The organism is Paenibacillus sp. MAEPY2 (genome assembly GCF_000499205.1).
In the GTDB taxonomy this organism is placed as follows: domain Bacteria; phylum Bacillota; class Bacilli; order Paenibacillales; family Paenibacillaceae; genus Paenibacillus; species Paenibacillus vandeheii.
This window is the reverse complement of the sequence record NZ_AWUK01000031.1, coordinates 17,959-34,672: the sequence shown is the minus strand read 5'-3', so window position 1 is coordinate 34,672 and position 16,714 is coordinate 17,959. Positions and strand designations below refer to the sequence as shown.

Here is a 16,714-nt window from a genome sequence, read left to right as displayed (position 1 = left end):
TACGAGATCGTTCCGAACACTCGAAAAGTAAACTTGAAAATACGTAAACCTCCCCTTCACCATACGATGAAGGGGAGGTTTCTATTTATTCGGTGAATCGGTTATCCGATGAACTCCTTATAAAGACGTCATTCGAAGCCTTTATCCAATACATTCCTCGTCGTCGTCATCCGGGGAATCGGCGGAGCCGTTGGGGCGGTGCATTTTGCGGTACTGTCCGGGGGTGTAACCCGTCTCTTTCTTGAATTTGCGGATAAAGTTCGGTGTGTCCAGATAACCGACGCGCGTGATGATATCTTTTAACGGATCAGTTGTATGCAGCAGCAGCTGGATGACCTCATCCATCCGCTTCTGCCAGATGTATTGGGTGAAGTTCATGCCGATCTTCTCTTTAAATGAACGGCTGAAATACGATGAAGAGATCGTGAATTTAGACGAGATCGTACCCAGGCTGAGATCATAATCCGAGTAATTGGCATCAATATAAGCAACGATTTCATCCATCAGCGAGCTTTCTTCCGTCTCGCTCTTCGCCTCGACATGGGCGCAGATTTCGGCGGCAAGGCCTGTCAGTTTTTTCTCCAAATCCTCCAGCGAGTCATAGGAAGTAATCCGTGGAAGTTGATTAACCACGTGATGAATGCCAAGCTCCGAGGCCGTTTTGAGCATCGTATTCAGAATGTCGAAGCAGATGCAGCGCAGCAGCGGTACAGATGGCATTTCAGATTTCAGGGTATTCAACGCGGTGGATACCATCTGAACCGCCACATCGTAGCTGCCCTGTTTCAAGCTCTGAACCAGCTTCAGCAGCACATCCTTAGGTACCCAGAAGGACGAATCCTGTGCACCGGAACCGGAAAGGGCGTTGAAGAAGGTACTGCTGCCTTGTCCGTGCAGCATGGATGCTTCGAGTGCGGTCGATGCCTCGATGTAGGATTGGTTCAGCTGCAATGGAGAACTGTAGCTGTTGCCGATACCAATCGCCGGAGCGACTCCGACGTGCTCTGTCACCATCGATTGCAGTGACCCAACAATAGACTCCATACGATTACTCAAGCTGGCATGATGGCCGATTTCGGCATCAAAACCGACAATGAGGGCTAATTGGTCTGGCTGTGGAAGCTCCACGCCGTAAGCATAAGCAGACAACTCCGGCAGTTCTATATCGTTTACCATCTGCATGACCGTACGTTGTTCGGGGTTATCGCCGATGGGAAAAGCGTGCATTTCCCAGCCCAAGGTCATGACAAAATAATGGGACCGATTAAAACGGATGCCGAGATTGTCCGTAAACTCAGAAGGGATTTCTCCGGTATGACCATGCTTCAGTAACATGAGCAGTATATGATTACGAGCGTAGGGCTCCTGAAGATCTACGCGCTGGCTGTAATCATGCAGCGTTTTCTTGATCCATTCCAGCTCGTTGCTGGATGTGGAAGGTTCAGGATTATTTTTCAACCGAATGAACTCCATCAAGTCTGAAATCGGATGGTATTGTCTTCGTGCCAGCATGATGGCAAGGAAAGTGCCCATCACCACCACGAAGGAGAAAACCAGAACAATAAAGGTACGAATATGGACGATACGGCTAAAAAATTGATTGCTCGGCATAGCCGTTACATAAGTCCAGCCAGCATCTGATTTGACGGATACAACCGAATGCGGTTCCTGGTTTAAGGAGAGACTGTGCGTTCCCGGCTCAAGTGCAAACAGAGCTTTGACTTCCTGATCGGTAATGGTTTCCCCTTGATAGTTGGCGGCCAGTACCTGCCCGTAATTATCGAATATATAAGTCATCCCATGGTAGTCGCTGAGAATGGAATCAATCAATCCGGTCAGATTGGACTCGTGAATCAGGTACATGACAGTGCCATGGGCGGGCGTATTGTTAGGCGCAATCGGTACAAGGTAGGCCAGCATGGAATTGGGTATTTTGGTTCCTTGGACGACTTGCTCTGCTGGTCGTATCGTGGGAAACGGAACGTTATTCAAATCCCGGATCATGTCCGTTTCGTTCCAGGTGTTAAATTTGTAGCGGCCGGTGAATACATCCAGGTTCTCAGAGCCCTGGGACGAATAGATGCTATCATCTCCACGGAAGAACAGGAATAGCTCATCAATAATGGAACTGGTCGCTTTGTATTTAACCAAGGCACTAATCGATTCCCGGCTATAATAGGGATGGTGGGTCCAATATCGGGTCAGCTGCTCATCGTAGGCGATGCGAAATGCGATGTCCTGCAATTCCTTCATTCGGTCATCAATGACCGTTTTCGCTTGGGTCAGTTGATTGACATTGGTTTGTTCGATCTCTGAACGGAGCGTGTCCACAGCATTGTGATAAATAATAATAGTTAATATAACAAGAGGTATAAGGAAAATGGAGATATAGGATAGTGTGTACTTAAGCAGAAGCTTGGACTTGAAGTGATTCCATTTCATATCTGCAACCTCCCGTTTTTCTATAGTGCTGCAGCGATAGCGCTCTCATAAAACAGTAAAGCTATTGCTATGATGTCGAGCTCTGGGTGTCCTACTAAAAATACTAGGAGAACTTCTCTAATAAATCAATGGACTTTTCTGAAATTTAAGAGGAGTTGTGCGGAAAGTTGCTTGAAAGAATCGATGTATATGACCATAGCAAAATCCCCTTCAAGTTAACTCTTTTCCTTATGTTACCACACAAGGCTTTTCAAAAGAGTATCGACTTGAAGGGGATAATTTTAATGGAGGATATTCAACGTTTTTACATTGAAATTCGAAGGTCGCACTATGATTTAATCCAACGGTTCATAATCAAACCAATCGAACTGGCTTGGCGCACCTTCTCCCGATGGACTGTAGGCATACATGGCAAGGATGACCCCCGTGAATCCACCCGCCACTTCAGTAGAGAGCAGATGTGTATCGCCAGAGCCAAGTACAGTGCCAATTGTTGAACCTTGCTGTATGGAGAACGTAAAAAGATCACGTTGGGCCTGGATTTGTAATATGACAGGTCCGGCTTCACAATCCTGAATCTCTTCTGTTCTTAATGAAGCAATCGTTCGCCGAAATATGATTTTTTTCTGGCCGTTAATTCGTTTTATGGCTAAATCATAATGATATCTCTCATTCATGAAGACAGTCAATCCCGATTCGTCACCATCATGTATTGGCTCAAAGTTCAATTTGGCAGCCACGTTGCATAAGAAATGGCTCAATCGACGACCTACAAAGGCGGGATTGCGACCATCATTGAGAGAGACCGGATTCCCTCTTAGAACAAGATGACCCGGGTATTCTGTGAGTGACCAACTTCCAGGAGCCGGATTTCGCAGGAAGATCCAGTCCAGGCCCAGTGTGGATCCATCGAAATCATCCCGGATTGCATTGCGGGGCCAATGAACCTCAGCCAGCTGAGGCCCGGTCATGACGGGCTCAATATGTCCGTCATGACCGATTATTGGCCATCCGTCACTCGTCCAGGTCACTGGTGCGAGAAATGTCTCACGACCCAAATGATGACGCATGGGGTAGGCTGCAGGACGAATTCCCAGGCATACCGCCCACCAGCTCCCATCCTGTGCTTGTATCAGATCCGCATGCCCAGTGGCGTGAATACTGCTTTTTATGCTTCGATTGGACAGGATGGGATTATGAGGACAGGGATCGAATGGCCCGTATGGATTCGTGCTTCGCGCAATGGTTTCCATATGCCCGTATTCGGTTCCCCCTTCGGCAATCATTAGATAATAGAAGTCATTGATTCTGTAAAGATGTGGGGCCTCAGGTGCAGCACCGCCGGTTCCACTCCAGATGAATTGGCTTTCTGTCAGCTTGTGACCTGTCGAGATGTCGATCTCACATTGATAGATTCCTTCGCCTTTATCACCATTACAAGCGGTTTGAAAGTATATACGACCATCCTCATCAAAGAGTAGGGAGGGATCTATACCGTCTTGGGCAACAAAAATGGGATCGGACCAAGGTCCTTCAGCCGCTCTGCTGCGTACAAAGAAGTTACCACCCCCGCTTACATTGGTCGTTGTCATATAAAACCAGCCATCATGATGGCGGAGGGTCGGCGCATATATGCCGCCGGAGCTCCCCGCATTGGCGAGCGGGAGCTGCTTGGCAGACGTGAGAACATGGCCGATCTGGCGCCAATTCACGAGATCTTTGCTGTGAAAAATCGGCACCCCCGGGAAATATTCAAATGTGCTGGTTACGAGGTAATAATCGTCGTCTACCCGACAGATGCTGGGGTCAGGATAAAAGCCCGAAATCACGGGATTGGTGTAGTTCATCATGTTGTGCTCCTATTCATTCCAGAGTTTAACCCGATCCTGGACGTATTTGGTGAATCCCTGTTCCATTTTTTCGACACCTGCATCAATGAGCTTCTGCTGATAGTCATTCCAGATCGCATCGAATTCTTCCGGTTTGGCCATCACGGCCTGTGGAATCTGCTTCCATGTAATATCCTTCACCTTGTTGGCTATAATGTTGATTTCATCATCACTTGGTACGGAGATGTTCCATACCGCTCCCCACGGTTTTACCGGGAAATCCTTCTCATTCGGAAACAGATCCATCCAGGTCGCTGCATCATAAGCTTTGAGGGTCTCTTTCTCAGCATCCGTATAATTCTCAATGATCTGTTCCGGGAAGTTCTTGGTAAAATAATTGCCAGTGGAGTCTTTTACGCCATCCCCGTAATGCCCTCCGATATTGGTGTAGAGTCCTACACCGGATTCTCTGGTAAAAGCGATATTGTCATTGATAATACGCTGCTGCACATCCGCAGGCACAACACGTTTACCGTCCTCAACGGTATATTGCTTGCCTTCTAGCCCCCAATAGTTGAGAACCTGACCTTCTTCAGAAGCGAGGAAATCCAGAAATTTAATGGCTCGGACCGGATCTTCTGCACGTTCTGTTATGCCTACTCCCCAGCCAGCCATGAAACCTGTGGACTGGTAGCGGTTATCCTTGTATTGGTCGGACAGCATGACAGAATAATGTCCATAAGTCTGATCATTTTTTCCTGAAGCCTTCAGTGCTTTCTCCCCATCGGAGTAGCCCCAGTCTGCATCGATCAGACCAATGACGCGACCAGAAGCGACTTTGGCCAGATATTGGTCATTTTTCTGAACAAAAGATTCCTGATCAAGCAACCCGGTATTATACATATGGTTAAGCCACTGAAAATACTCTTTCTCACCTTCCGTACGGAAATGATAAGTTGCTTCATTTGTATTGGGATCAATGTAGTATTCTCCATCGCCCGATTTGCCTGTGGTCTCAGCTGCGGTGTTCGTCACGGTAATTTGGATGTGCCAATCATCTGCGTTCAATGTCATGCCGATATTTTTGTTGCCATTCTCGTCGGTAGGGTGCTTCTCCAGATAGGATCGAATGACATTTTCATAATCTTGCAGTGTATTGATCTGTGGATAACCGGCCTCTTTTACAGCACGATGCTGAAGCTCGAAACCTGCGCCAGCCACGAAGTTGACTCCGTCTATGGCAGAGTAGGTAGGGATGACATAGATGGACGGATCATCGTTACTGTAGCGCAAGCGTTTGATTTGATCACCGAACAGCTTCTTGATGTTTGGGGCATGCTGATCAATCAGATCGGTAAGGTCCAGCATGGCACCTGCATCTACCAACTTGTCCAAATCCCCTTTTGGACTGATCAGATCCGGGTAATCTCCACTTGCCGCGATCAGTGCCAGTCTCTGTGCGGGGTCCGACACTGCAAATTCCGCATCAAGTGTAATTCCTGTCTGTTTGGTTATCTCCTTACCCACATCATCCTGCATCTTATTCCAGTTTGCGTTGGAATCCGCTCCGAAGAAAGTCAACGTCATCGGTGAAGTATCACTGTCACTTCCTTCATTACCTTCCAAACGGTCATTGCCGCTACTGCATCCTGCCAGCAAGCTTAATGAGACTGTGAGGACCACAGAGTATTTTGCAATCTTTCTCATTGTATGAATCATATTAACCCCCTGTTGTTATTCATTATTTTCTTGAATGCGTTTACAATTATGGATTTTAAAAAAGTCCCTGCATCCGACAGATCAATCATATAATCCTGTTTTCACGATTCATAACACCCCTCGTTTCTGTGCTAAATTTGCATGGCTACATGAGGAATTATAGAGGTCTTATGATCGGCAAACCTTGATTTTTCGGTCCAGGAGTAGCATGATATAGACATTCATCCCAGCATGAACCATGGAGGGCGAACTGTTGAGCAACGCCTATTTGAATTGGTTTACAGCCGATCCGGAGTTCCCATTTTATATTCAATATGGAGGACATGACGAAGATACCGAACTTCACAGGCATGTGGATTTTTCGGAACTTGTCATTGTCCTGAATGGCAATGCGACACATGTTGTCAATACAGAGGCGTTTTTTGTTAAAAAGGGAAATGTATTTGTAATTAATGGTTCCACTCCGCATGCCTACAGAGATCCTCAGGATTTTCAGATATGCAATATTATGTTCAGACCTGAAATGCTCGCCTCAGCAGGACCGGATTTGAGAAAATCCAAAGGCTTTCAGGCTTTGTTTGTATTGGAGCCGTATTATCGCAGTATTCACTCTTATCCGAGTAAAATGGCCTTGCCTATTCCCAGTCTGGAGTACGTGGAGTCGCTGATTTCTGTCATGATTGAGGAATATAAAAGTAAGCAGCAAGGGTATCAGACCATGCTGATTTCTCGTTTTACGGAGATGGTTGTTTATTTGTCGAGGCATTATGATACACAGGAGAAGGGGATAGAGGGCAATAATCTGATGCATTTGGCTAATGCCATTTCCTATATTGAGGATCATTATCTGGAACCTCTGTCCCTGGAAGAGATTGCAGGAAAGTCGAATGTTTCTATAAGGCATCTGAATCGGATCTTTAGATCTTATTATCGGATGACGCCCATCTCCTATCTGCAGAAGTTGCGTCTGGAAAGGGCGTGTCATCTGTTAAAACACGGGAACCTGTCCATCACGGAAATTTCGTATGAATGCGGGTTTAACGACAGCAATTATTTCACTCGACAGTTCAGAAAGGCATATGGCATGTCTCCCAAAACGTTCAGGCAGTCTCTATAACATTCCACTATGGTACGATGAACAAAAGAAGGAGGGGGAACTTATGCGCGAAACCTGTGTTCCGACTGGCGTGGCATTAAAAGACACCGGCTTTGGATATACGTTGTCCCTGGTTAGTGGTAAATATAAAATGGTCATTTTGTATTGGTTGGCCGAAAACAAGGTAATGCGGCATAATGAGCTGAAGCGAAGTATCGGTACCATTTCTTTTAAGAGCCTGAGCGTTATGCTGAAAGAGATGGAGGAGGATGGTTTGGTGATACGTCAAGAATATCCCCAGATCCCGCCTAAAGTTGAATATTCATTATCTGAGCGGGGGCGTTCACTGATGCCGCTGCTCCATATGATGTGTGATTGGGGAGAAGCCAATATGGGATCTGACCCGGAGTCTGTTCAACGCTAGTGCAGCCGTTTTATAACAACAAAAGGATCTCCCATACGTGATATGGAAGATCCTTTTGTTATTATGATTGATTTACAAGATTTAGGAAGCAATTTATCTCCAATGGTTTCAATGCCACTTTAATCATCCAGAAGACGTTCCTGGTCAAGCCATTGACCATGCATTTTATTTTCTTTTTTTGCCAACTTCTCTAGACGGAGAACAAGCATAGTGCTTCCTCAACGACCTGGTGATTAGGATTACATATTGTCAATAAAATTCAAATAGTCTTGTACACTTTGTTCCAATTCACTTGACGCAGGCTCGTGTTCTGCCCCATAAAAGGCAAAGAATGATCGATAATCCGCATCGCAGTAAAGCATGGTTGTTTCAAAAGGAGATAACAGTTGTCCAAGGGTATAGCGATATTTGCCCTCTTCCGCGTAATCCACCTCTTTGATTCCGGCGGATACGGCCAAGGCAACTTTGCGTTGCTGTAGTTTGTCTCCCTTAGAGCCATAAGCCCAGCCGTAAGTAAAAACGTCATCCAGCCATTGTTTAAGCAGAGGTGGGCTGCTAAACCAATAGAACGGAAATTGCAATATCAGCTCGTCATGGGATTCAATGAGCTGCTGTTCTTGCTGCACATTAATATGACCATCAGGGTAAACTTTATAAAGTTCATGAATTGTATATTTTTCCGGATATTGTTGGAGTTCTTCTATCCACCGTTTGTTGATGACCGATGTTTCCATATTGGGATGTGCTACGATGACAAGTGTTTTCAAAATAATACTTCCTCCTTAAACTCTAATATTTCTTGAGTATAAGGGGAGTGCTACCAAGATGTAAGTATGCACTTTTAGTACAGGTACTTACCTCAAGGTAAGCACCTGCGGTCCTTCGGTATGTTCCAAAGAGTATTTAATGAAGAAAAGGGGACTGACTATCTAAATAATATTCCTTTACAGGAATATTCCTTGTAGAGTATACTTCAGATATCAGGAAGAAGAGCATTTTGGTGAAGGAGATGAGATTCTACCGATACACTATAACTTAATGAGGTGAAAGGCATGTCAGGACACAATCCGGGTATGGACATGGCCTTGTTGGGCGCTTTGGCTGAACCGAATCGTATGCATATCGTCGAACTATTGCGTGATGGTCCTCTGACTGTAGGGGAAATTGCTGAACGGCTGGGACTACGCCAGCCTCAAGCCTCGAAGCATTTGAAAGTGCTCAGTGATAATGGCGTTTTGGAGGTAAAGGCCGAAGCCAACCGCAGGATCTACAAGCTCCGTCCCGAACCTTTTCAAACATTGGATGAGTGGGTGAAGTCGTTTCAGAGCGTCATGGAAGATCGTTTTGACAACCTGGATCAATACTTGCGTGAACTGCAAAGTAAGAAAGACAAACCATAAGTATTCCCAATTCATAAGGAGGAATGACAATGTTAAACGATGGAATGGTGTCGAGCGTGGAGAATGAAAAGGTACTTGTACTTGAGCGTGTTTTTGACGCACCTCGTGAGCTTGTGTTCAGCATGTTCAAGGAATCGGAGCATCTTCGGCAATGGTGGGGACCGAGAGGATGGACGATTCCTGTCTGTAACGTCGATTTTCGCCCAGGCGGCGCTTGGCATTACTGCATGAAATGTGAGGATACAAAACAGGGTGATTTTTACGGTATGGAATCTTGGGGCAAAGCTGTATATAAGGAAATTGTTGAACCGGAACGGATTGTATATACCGATTTTTTCTCGGATGCCGAAGGGAACACAGATGAGAGCCTGCCGACAACCGAGGTGACTATGCAATTCATTGACCTTGGCGGCAAGACAAAGATCGTTAATCGTTCAGAATATGTATCCGCAGAAGCTCTCCAAACGGTCATGGATATGGGAATGTTGCAAGGGATTACGGAAACATGGGACCGTCTCGCAGAGCGTCTGGGCGAGGTTAAGTAATAGAGATGAATATGGCCGCCAAGCTTATTGCTTGGCGGCTGTTTGTTTTTAAGTTTTAACGCGGTGTGTTGTAATTGCGTAATTATTCCTCTTGTACGTTATAGAGCACACGAGCGAGTAGACCTTGTCCATAGTTGCCGAAATGCTTGCCAAAGATCGTCAATCCCCGTTTGTTCACTGGTCCGTCAGTTACAGCAATCCGAAAGTGGATATCGCTTTTGTAATCCAGGCCGATCTCGTTCAGGGTTACATCCGAGATGCGGCAACCGTCGATATAGCTACCTTCCTGAGTGATACGAATTAGCTTGAGCATTCCGTATTGATTCAGATGCGGTGGCCACCAGTCTGGATTGAATGTACCACGTGTATTGCCGAAATCCCCTGGGCTTGTCCAGCATCCAATCTCAATTCCATTGACGTAGAAATAAATATCCGAAGGGTAGTTATCGCAATATCCCGGTGCTTCCGAGCCTAACTCCATGGATAGCTGGATCTCGCTAAACGATTGATTAGGCTTGAGATAGTTCGGAATCCGGTATTCCAGATAACCCTCAGCCAGCCAAATCATCTCCGCATCAATTCGCAATGGGTCCGCAAAATACCGCGGATCATCAAATTCCCCAACAATGCTGTCCCGGGTGGCGAGTCCACAAGTTGGAGCTGCCTGATAATCACTGTAGTGTCCCACCTGAATTTCAACTTCATAACGATTGCTGATCTCCTGAGAACGCAGATCAACCATCAGTTTTTCCTCATTCAGATAACAAATCTTCTGTATTCCGTGTTTGCCGACTGCGGTGTTAATTTCAATCAGGCCGCTTTCTTCCAATTTCTTAATATGCATTGTAATGGCGCCGTTGCTGAGCCCCAGTTTGGTCGCGAGATCATTGAGGTTAAGACTCTGGTTCTTGGCAAGCAACTCAATGATCTGGATCCGAATTTCCGAACTGAGTGCCTTGAATATATTAACGCCAGACATCAGATCTTTAATATAAATCATAGGTGGGTTTCCTTTCCACGTTCTGAACAAAGCCCTTCTGATTCAGGCTTCTGCACATTTATATGGTTTGTTTTAGATAATTATAAATGATTCGTTGAAGGAAGGGAAGGGCAGAGAAAAGGATGCCAAATCCCCTGTTTATATAACAAAAATGTAAGTATAAATCACATATGGATGAATTAATAATCTAAAAAATAGTGTGAATCGATTTATATATATTTGAAATATACCATTGAAATGTAATGTAACCGCTTTTATAATCCTAGTATACCTAAATTGATTTAATACTTCATGAACCAAATTAACTATTTGATCAGGAGAGGTGGAATTCAGTTTGGAAAAGTTCAAAGGATTGACAGGATTCAGGAAGAAACGTTGGGCGTTACCTGCACTGCTTGTACTTGTGCTGCTATTGGCGGGTCAGTCTCGGGCATTTGCAGCATTCTGGAATCTGACCGGAGATATTGCCGTCCACGATCCATCCATCATCAAAGAGGGAAGCTCATGGTATACCTTTTCAACGGGTGCGGGCATTCAGGTGCTGAAATCAGATAACGGGTCCTCATGGTACCGCGTTCCGCAGATTTTTCTGAGCAAGCCCTCCTGGTGGGCTTCAGCCGTTCCGGGGCAGAGCGGTCTGGATGTATGGGCACCAGACGTTGAGCAGTATAACGGCAAAGTGTGGCTGTATTATTCCATCTCTACCTTTGGCTCCAACAGATCGGCGATCGGGCTTGCGTCTGCAACCAGCATTGGAGCAGGCTCGTGGAAGGATGAGGGGTTAGTGCTTCAAACCACATCTGCTAACGATTATAACGCTATTGATCCGAATCTGGTCATCGATGCTTCTGGCAACCCATGGCTTGCTTTCGGTTCTTTCTGGAGCGGTCTGAAGATTGTGAAACTCGACAAAACGACGATGAAACCTACTGGAAGCATATCCTCTATTGCGGCGCGTCCGAATAATGGAGGGGCCATCGAAGCACCGAGTATTGTGTACCGGAATGGTTATTATTATTTGTTTGCCTCCATTGATTCTTGCTGCCAGGGCGTGAACAGCACGTACAAAATGGTCTATGGTCGTTCAACGAGTATTACAGGTCCTTATGTGGATAAAAACGGTGTGAACATGTTGAACGGCGGCGGAACCCTGTTGGATTCAGGGAATGTCAAGTGGAAGGGACCCGGCGGCCAGGATGTGTATAACGGTAACGTCATTGCACGCCATGCCTATGATGCTGACGATAACGGCAATCCAAAATTGTTAATCAACGACTTGCTGTGGGATTCCAGCGGATGGCCAACGTACTAGTTTATTTTATATAAACATAAAATGTTTTAATAAAGTATTGACTAAAGTGATCTGGGTTTGATAAATTTAACAACAGAAATCTTATTTCAGCTAATTGAATACGTTTACAAATCCAGATCAGGAGGGGTTCAGATGGTAAAGAAAAAGAGGTTGGTTACGATCATGCTTCTTATGCTTGTGAGCGCAATTGTGTTTGCAGGCTGTGGTGGCAGCAGTGGTTCAAGCGGGGACAAGGAACTGACGTTTATGTTCCGGGGTGGCACGGATGAACAGAAGGCTTATCAAGCCGTTGTTAAAAAATATGAAGAAGAGCATCCCGGTGTCAAAGTCAAAATTATCGTTACTGCTGCGGATCAATACGCGACAAAATTGAGAGCTGCCATCACAGGCAACAGCTTGCCAGACGTATTCTATATTAACCCTGGCGATGTGAAAGCCTACGTGAACAGCAATGTGTTGATGAATCTGACACCTTACGTTGAAAACAATGCGGACGTGGATCTGGACAACATCTGGAAATATGGTGTCGACCTGTACCGCTATGATGGCAAAATGGCAGGTCAGGGTGATATCTACGGCATGCCGAAAGATTTGGGTCCGTTTGCACTCGGATATAACAAGACGTTATTTGAAAAAGAAGGCATTCCATTCCCTGATAAAGACAAACCTTATACCTGGGAAGAATTCATCAAGGTCAACCAGCAAGCGACCAAGGATACGAATGGCGACGGCAAACCGGACGTGTTCGGTACAGGCTTTAACATACAGTGGGCGTTGCAATCCTTTGTATGGAGCAATGGTGCAGACTGGCTGGATGCAAGCAAAACAAAAGTGACGATTGATGATCCCAAGTTTGCTGAAGCGTTACAATTCTTTGCCGACATGCAAAACAAATATAAAATCACGCCTTCCATTGAGGAAGCGCAAACATTGGATACGTACCAACGCTGGATGAAAGGGGAAATGGCTTTCTTCCCTGTAGGCCCATGGGATATGAGTACTTTCGAGAAACTGCCTTTCGATTATGATTTGCTTCCTTTCCCAGCGGGCTCTACCGGAAAATCCGCAACGTGGATCGGCTCCCTCGGTATCGGGGTGTCTGCTAAAACGAAATACCCGGAAGAAGCCGCAGCATTGGTGAATTACCTCACGGCTTCCAAGGAAGGCATGCAGCAGTTGGTGGATGCCAAAGTACAAATTCCGAACCTGCTCGATATGGCTGACGAATGGGCCAAAGATACTTCAACGAAACCTGCTAACAAACAGGAATTCATTGATATCGTAAAAGATTACGGCCGTGCTCTGCCAGGTAACTACACGTACAATGCGGAATGGTATGACCTGTTCTTCACCGACATTCAGCCGGTATTGGACGGCAAGATTACAGCCGCAGACTATGTGAAGCAGCAGCAGCCAAAAATGCAGAAGCTGCTGGACAAAGCGGTAGAGCAAGAGAAGAAATCACAGAAATAATAGATGAAAAGGCGATGCCAGCGGTCTGTGATCATGCTGCTGGCATCGTTATTATTGGATGATTCCATGCGGGTATGTGGCATCAATTGATCGGATCGTTTCAATCGAATGATGCCACATGCTGAACTGATACTAGAAACAGGGGTGACTGCCGTGGTTACAAAATCGAAATTGTATCGCAAAGAGATGCTGTACGGTTACTTGTTCATTTTGCCTCCGGTTCTTGGGCTGCTGATCTTTGTCATGTTCCCTTTTCTCTACTCCCTATATGGTTCGTTTACAGACTGGGATGGACTGGGACAGATGAATTTTATTGGTTTGGCCAATTTTAAGGACCTGCTTACCGATGACCTATTTTACAAAGCGATGTTTAATACATTCTATCTCATGCTTGGCATTCCGATCGGTCTCTTGCTGGCGCTGCTGCTGGCGATGGGGCTAAATCGTAAAATTCCGGGCACAACAACCTTCCGTGTAATCTACTATATTCCGGTTATTTCCTCTTTGGCTGCGGTGTCCATCATGTGGAACTGGGCGTACAACGGGGATTATGGTTTGGTGAACCAATTCCTTGATCTATTCGGGATTGAAGGGCCCAACTGGCTCGCCAATAAAGAAACGGTGAAACCTGCCCTGATTATTATGGCCGTATGGAAGGGGCTCGGTTACACGATGCTGCTCTATCTGGCCGCCTTGCAAAGCGTTTCGCGTACATATTATGAAGCGGCTGAGCTCGACGGAGCGAATGGGTTCCAGATTTTCCGCAATATCACCTGGCCGATGGTGAAGCCTGTTACGTTTTTCCTCGTCGTCACAAACATTATTGGCGGTTCGCAGATTTTTACCGAGATGAACATTATGACGCCTACTGGCGGCCCTGAATACTCATCAGCCTCCATTGTCTTTTATATCTGGCAAAAGGCCTTTAGTAACCTGCAAATGGGTTATGCGTCAGCCATGGCAATGATTCTCGGCGTATTCATTTTTGTCATTACACTCGTGCAATTCAAAATGAATGAAAAATCAGCCTTTGATGGGGATTGAGGACAAGGAAAGGAGTGAACGGATATGTCTTATAGTCAAAAGAGAAAACTGACCAACTCGATCATCTTCATTGTTCTGGCGATTGGGGCCATTGCCATGATTGCACCGCTGATCTGGATGTTATCCACTTCGGTGAAGGAAAAGCAGGATGTATTTGCCCTGCCGCCCGTATGGATTCCAGAGATTATTCAGTTCGGCAAATATAAAGAAATCTGGGAAGCGGGTCCGCTGCTCAGCGGGATCAAAAACAGTTTGATCGTTGCGCTGAGTGTGACGATTGTCGGGACGTTTACGTCCAGTATCGCCGCCTTTGCTTTTGCCAAATTGAGATTCCCGCATAAAAACAAACTGTTTCTTGCTCTGCTCGCATCGATGATGATTCCGTACCCAACGGTAATGATTCCACAATTCATCATGTTCTCAAAGCTCGGCTGGGTGGATACGTTGTTACCGCTCATTGTTCCGGGATTGTTCGGCAACGTGGTCATGATCTTTTTCCTTCGTCAATATCTGCTCAGTGTGCCTGATGCGATTATTGAAGCAGCCAAAATTGATGGCAGTTCCTATTTCCGACTGTACTCCAGCATTACGTTCCCACTCATTAAGCCTGCGATAGCTGCACAGTTGATTCTATGGTTTATGGGCATCTGGAACGATTACTTGGCACCGATTATTTATCTGAATTCACCGGAGAAGCAGACCTTGCAGCTCGTTATTGCGAACTTCAATGCCACGTATGCGATACAGACGGATTATCCGCTTATTATGGCAGCATCCATCGTTGCATTGCTGCCGGTGTTGATCATCTTCCTGATCTTCCAGAAACAGATTATTGAATCGGTAGCGATCTCTGGAGTGAAAGGATGAATCAGCGGAGAACATTCCGCGGGTGGACAAATTCAGGTAAAGGAGTGGTTGCTTCCATGCTGCTGCTGTTGTTGATTGGGGTTACAGGCTGTTCTGGAGATGGGGCAGGGCAAGCCGTGTCCCCGCCTGTCTTTCCTGAAGCTCCTCAAGATACTCGATTGTATGACACCTCCATTCTGGACGACGAATCCCGTTGGACGGTGAACAACGCACATGATCCGGCCATTATCAAAACGGATCAGGGATATTACGTCTATTCGACCGACGTTCGGGTAGCGGGAGAAGCGAAACCTGGAGTCATGGTTCGCAAATCGGATGATCTAATCAACTGGACATGGGTAGGTCAAGCGTTACCAGGTATTCCGAAGGAAGCGCTCGATTGGACAGGGGCTGTGAATCTATGAGCACCGGATGTGATTCAGGTTGGCGATAACTACCGAATGTATTATTCGGCTTCAACCTTTGGCAGTACACGTTCGGCTATCGGTTTGCAGACCTCTGCGTCTCCGGAAGGACCTTGGACAGATGAAGGATTGGTTGTTAAAACTTCCGAGAACGAAAAGGATAAGTTGAATGCCATTGATGCCAATCCGGTAGTGGATGCCGAAGGCAATTCATGGATGGTATACGGTTCCTTTTTTGACGGAATATACATTGCACCTCTCGATCTGCAAACCGGAAAGTTCAAGGAAGAGGGCTATGGAACCCGCATTGCCGCCCGTGATCGTGCTACGGAAGAAGGTGCAGTGGAGGGTCCGTATATCGTATATAACCCGGAGTTCAAAAAGTATTATCTATTCGTCTCCTATGATTCCTTATTCGAAGATTATAATGTGCGTGTAGCCCGTGCCGATTCCATAACAGGCCCCTACACGGACGTAAATGGCATGAACATGCTGGATACGGAGCATCTGCCTCAATATGAAGTCGGAACCAAAATTCTGGGTGGTTACCGCTTCACCGAAGGTGAGGGCTGGGTTGCACCTGGACATAACTCAGTCCTTAAGGATGGCGACGATTATTATATTGTGCATCATGCGAGAGGCGAGACGGATAAAAACTGGCCGTATCTGCATGTACGTAAAATGCTGTGGACCAAGGACGGCTGGCCTGTTGTGTCACCAGAACGTTATGCAGGTGAGTACGCACAGGACATTCTGAAGTCGATGATCGCCGGGGAATGGGAAGGCCTGGCTGTTGACCCGTCAGTGGACGGACAGGTGCAGGCAGTGCCTTACACCCTACAAGCCAACGGCAAAGCGAAAAGCGAAAACGGTTCAGGCAAATGGACGTTTGACGGCAAACAAACACTGACGCTGGAGTGGACAGAAAGCCCGTGGGGCGGAGCTTCTACAGAAGAGTTGAAGCTCCTTCCATCCTGGGACTGGGAGCGAAGCCAGCCAGCACTTGTGGTAACGGGCCTGAACGACCGCGGGATTGCCGTCTGGGGCAAGCAGATCAAGGCGGCGGAATAGAGAGCCATAATTATGGCTCGAGATCATGTGGAGTCGACCAAGCAAAGCGGTCGACCCCATAGATACAGAGCCACACCAATGGCTCGAA

13 protein-coding genes and 1 pseudogene are annotated in these 16,714 nt (G+C 46.3%); 9 read left to right on the top strand and 5 right to left on the bottom strand.

Annotation, left to right across the window (positions count from 1 at the left end; translation table 11 throughout):
• Positions 1–141 precede the first annotated feature (141 nt).
• The 3 genes from P364_RS0123260 to P364_RS0123250 all read right to left on the bottom strand — a co-directional run bounded on the left by P364_RS0123260 (position 142) and on the right by P364_RS0123250 (position 5,990).
• A complete protein-coding gene (locus P364_RS0123260) occupies positions 142–2,442 on the bottom strand; it encodes a helix-turn-helix domain-containing protein (RefSeq protein ID WP_024632451.1) in 2,301 nt (766 codons plus the stop codon).
• Positions 2,443–2,777: 335 nt separating this feature from the next.
• Positions 2,778–4,289: a glycoside hydrolase family 43 protein gene (locus P364_RS0123255; RefSeq protein ID WP_024632450.1), complete on the bottom strand. Its 1,512-nt coding sequence runs from the start codon at positions 4,287–4,289 to the stop codon at positions 2,778–2,780.
• A 12-nt stretch (positions 4,290–4,301) separates the two neighbouring features.
• Positions 4,302–5,990 (bottom strand): ABC transporter substrate-binding protein, encoded by a 1,689-nt coding sequence (locus P364_RS0123250; RefSeq protein WP_024632449.1) that lies wholly within the window; start codon positions 5,988–5,990, stop codon positions 4,302–4,304.
• A gap of 253 nt (positions 5,991–6,243) precedes the next feature.
• On the opposite strand from P364_RS0123250, the gene P364_RS0123245 reads away from it, so the two are divergent.
• Both P364_RS0123245 and P364_RS0123240 read left to right on the top strand, forming a co-directional pair.
• A complete protein-coding gene (locus P364_RS0123245) occupies positions 6,244–7,107 on the top strand; it encodes a helix-turn-helix domain-containing protein (protein WP_024632448.1) in 864 nt (287 codons plus the stop codon).
• 43 nt (positions 7,108–7,150) lie between these two features.
• Positions 7,151–7,510: a winged helix-turn-helix transcriptional regulator gene (locus tag P364_RS0123240; protein ID WP_024632447.1), complete on the top strand. Its 360-nt coding sequence runs from the start codon at positions 7,151–7,153 to the stop codon at positions 7,508–7,510.
• 239 nt (positions 7,511–7,749) lie between these two features.
• On the opposite strand, the gene P364_RS0123230 is transcribed toward P364_RS0123240, so the two are convergent.
• On the bottom strand, positions 7,750–8,277 hold the full coding sequence (locus P364_RS0123230; protein WP_024632446.1) for an NAD(P)H-dependent oxidoreductase: 528 nt from the start codon (positions 8,275–8,277) through the stop codon (positions 7,750–7,752).
• Positions 8,278–8,562: 285 nt separating this feature from the next.
• Here P364_RS0123230 and P364_RS0123225 point away from each other — a divergent pair, with 285 nt between their 5' ends.
• Together P364_RS0123225 and P364_RS0123220 are read left to right on the top strand one after the other, a co-directional pair.
• A complete protein-coding gene (locus P364_RS0123225; RefSeq protein ID WP_024632445.1) occupies positions 8,563–8,910 on the top strand; it encodes an ArsR/SmtB family transcription factor in 348 nt (115 codons plus the stop codon).
• Between the two features lie 29 nt (positions 8,911–8,939).
• Complete coding sequence (locus P364_RS0123220) at positions 8,940–9,455, top strand: SRPBCC domain-containing protein (RefSeq protein ID WP_024632444.1); 516 nt, start codon at positions 8,940–8,942, stop codon at positions 9,453–9,455.
• Positions 9,456–9,537: 82 nt separating this feature from the next.
• On the opposite strand, the gene P364_RS0123215 is transcribed toward P364_RS0123220, so the two are convergent.
• The gene (locus P364_RS0123215; protein WP_024632443.1) at positions 9,538–10,455 is read right to left on the bottom strand and encodes an ArsR/SmtB family transcription factor; all 918 of its coding nucleotides are present in this window, start codon (positions 10,453–10,455) and stop codon (positions 9,538–9,540) included.
• Between the two features lie 334 nt (positions 10,456–10,789).
• Between P364_RS0123215 and P364_RS0123210 the strand changes: the two genes are divergently transcribed.
• The 5 genes and pseudogenes from P364_RS0123210 (at position 10,790) to P364_RS35570 (ending at position 16,626) form a co-directional block, all read left to right on the top strand.
• On the top strand, positions 10,790–11,767 hold the full coding sequence (locus P364_RS0123210; RefSeq protein ID WP_024632442.1) for a glycoside hydrolase family 43 protein: 978 nt from the start codon (positions 10,790–10,792) through the stop codon (positions 11,765–11,767).
• 132 nt (positions 11,768–11,899) lie between these two features.
• Positions 11,900–13,240 (top strand): ABC transporter substrate-binding protein, encoded by a 1,341-nt coding sequence (locus tag P364_RS0123205; RefSeq protein ID WP_024632441.1) that lies wholly within the window; start codon positions 11,900–11,902, stop codon positions 13,238–13,240.
• Between the two features lie 153 nt (positions 13,241–13,393).
• The gene (locus tag P364_RS0123200; RefSeq protein WP_024632440.1) at positions 13,394–14,284 is read left to right on the top strand and encodes a carbohydrate ABC transporter permease; all 891 of its coding nucleotides are present in this window, start codon (positions 13,394–13,396) and stop codon (positions 14,282–14,284) included.
• Positions 14,285–14,308: 24 nt separating this feature from the next.
• Complete coding sequence (locus P364_RS0123195; RefSeq protein WP_024632439.1) at positions 14,309–15,151, top strand: carbohydrate ABC transporter permease; 843 nt, start codon at positions 14,309–14,311, stop codon at positions 15,149–15,151.
• Positions 15,152–15,207: 56 nt separating this feature from the next.
• Positions 15,208–16,626: pseudogene (locus P364_RS35570) on the top strand (arabinan endo-1,5-alpha-L-arabinosidase).
• Positions 16,627–16,714: the final 88 nt, after the last annotated feature.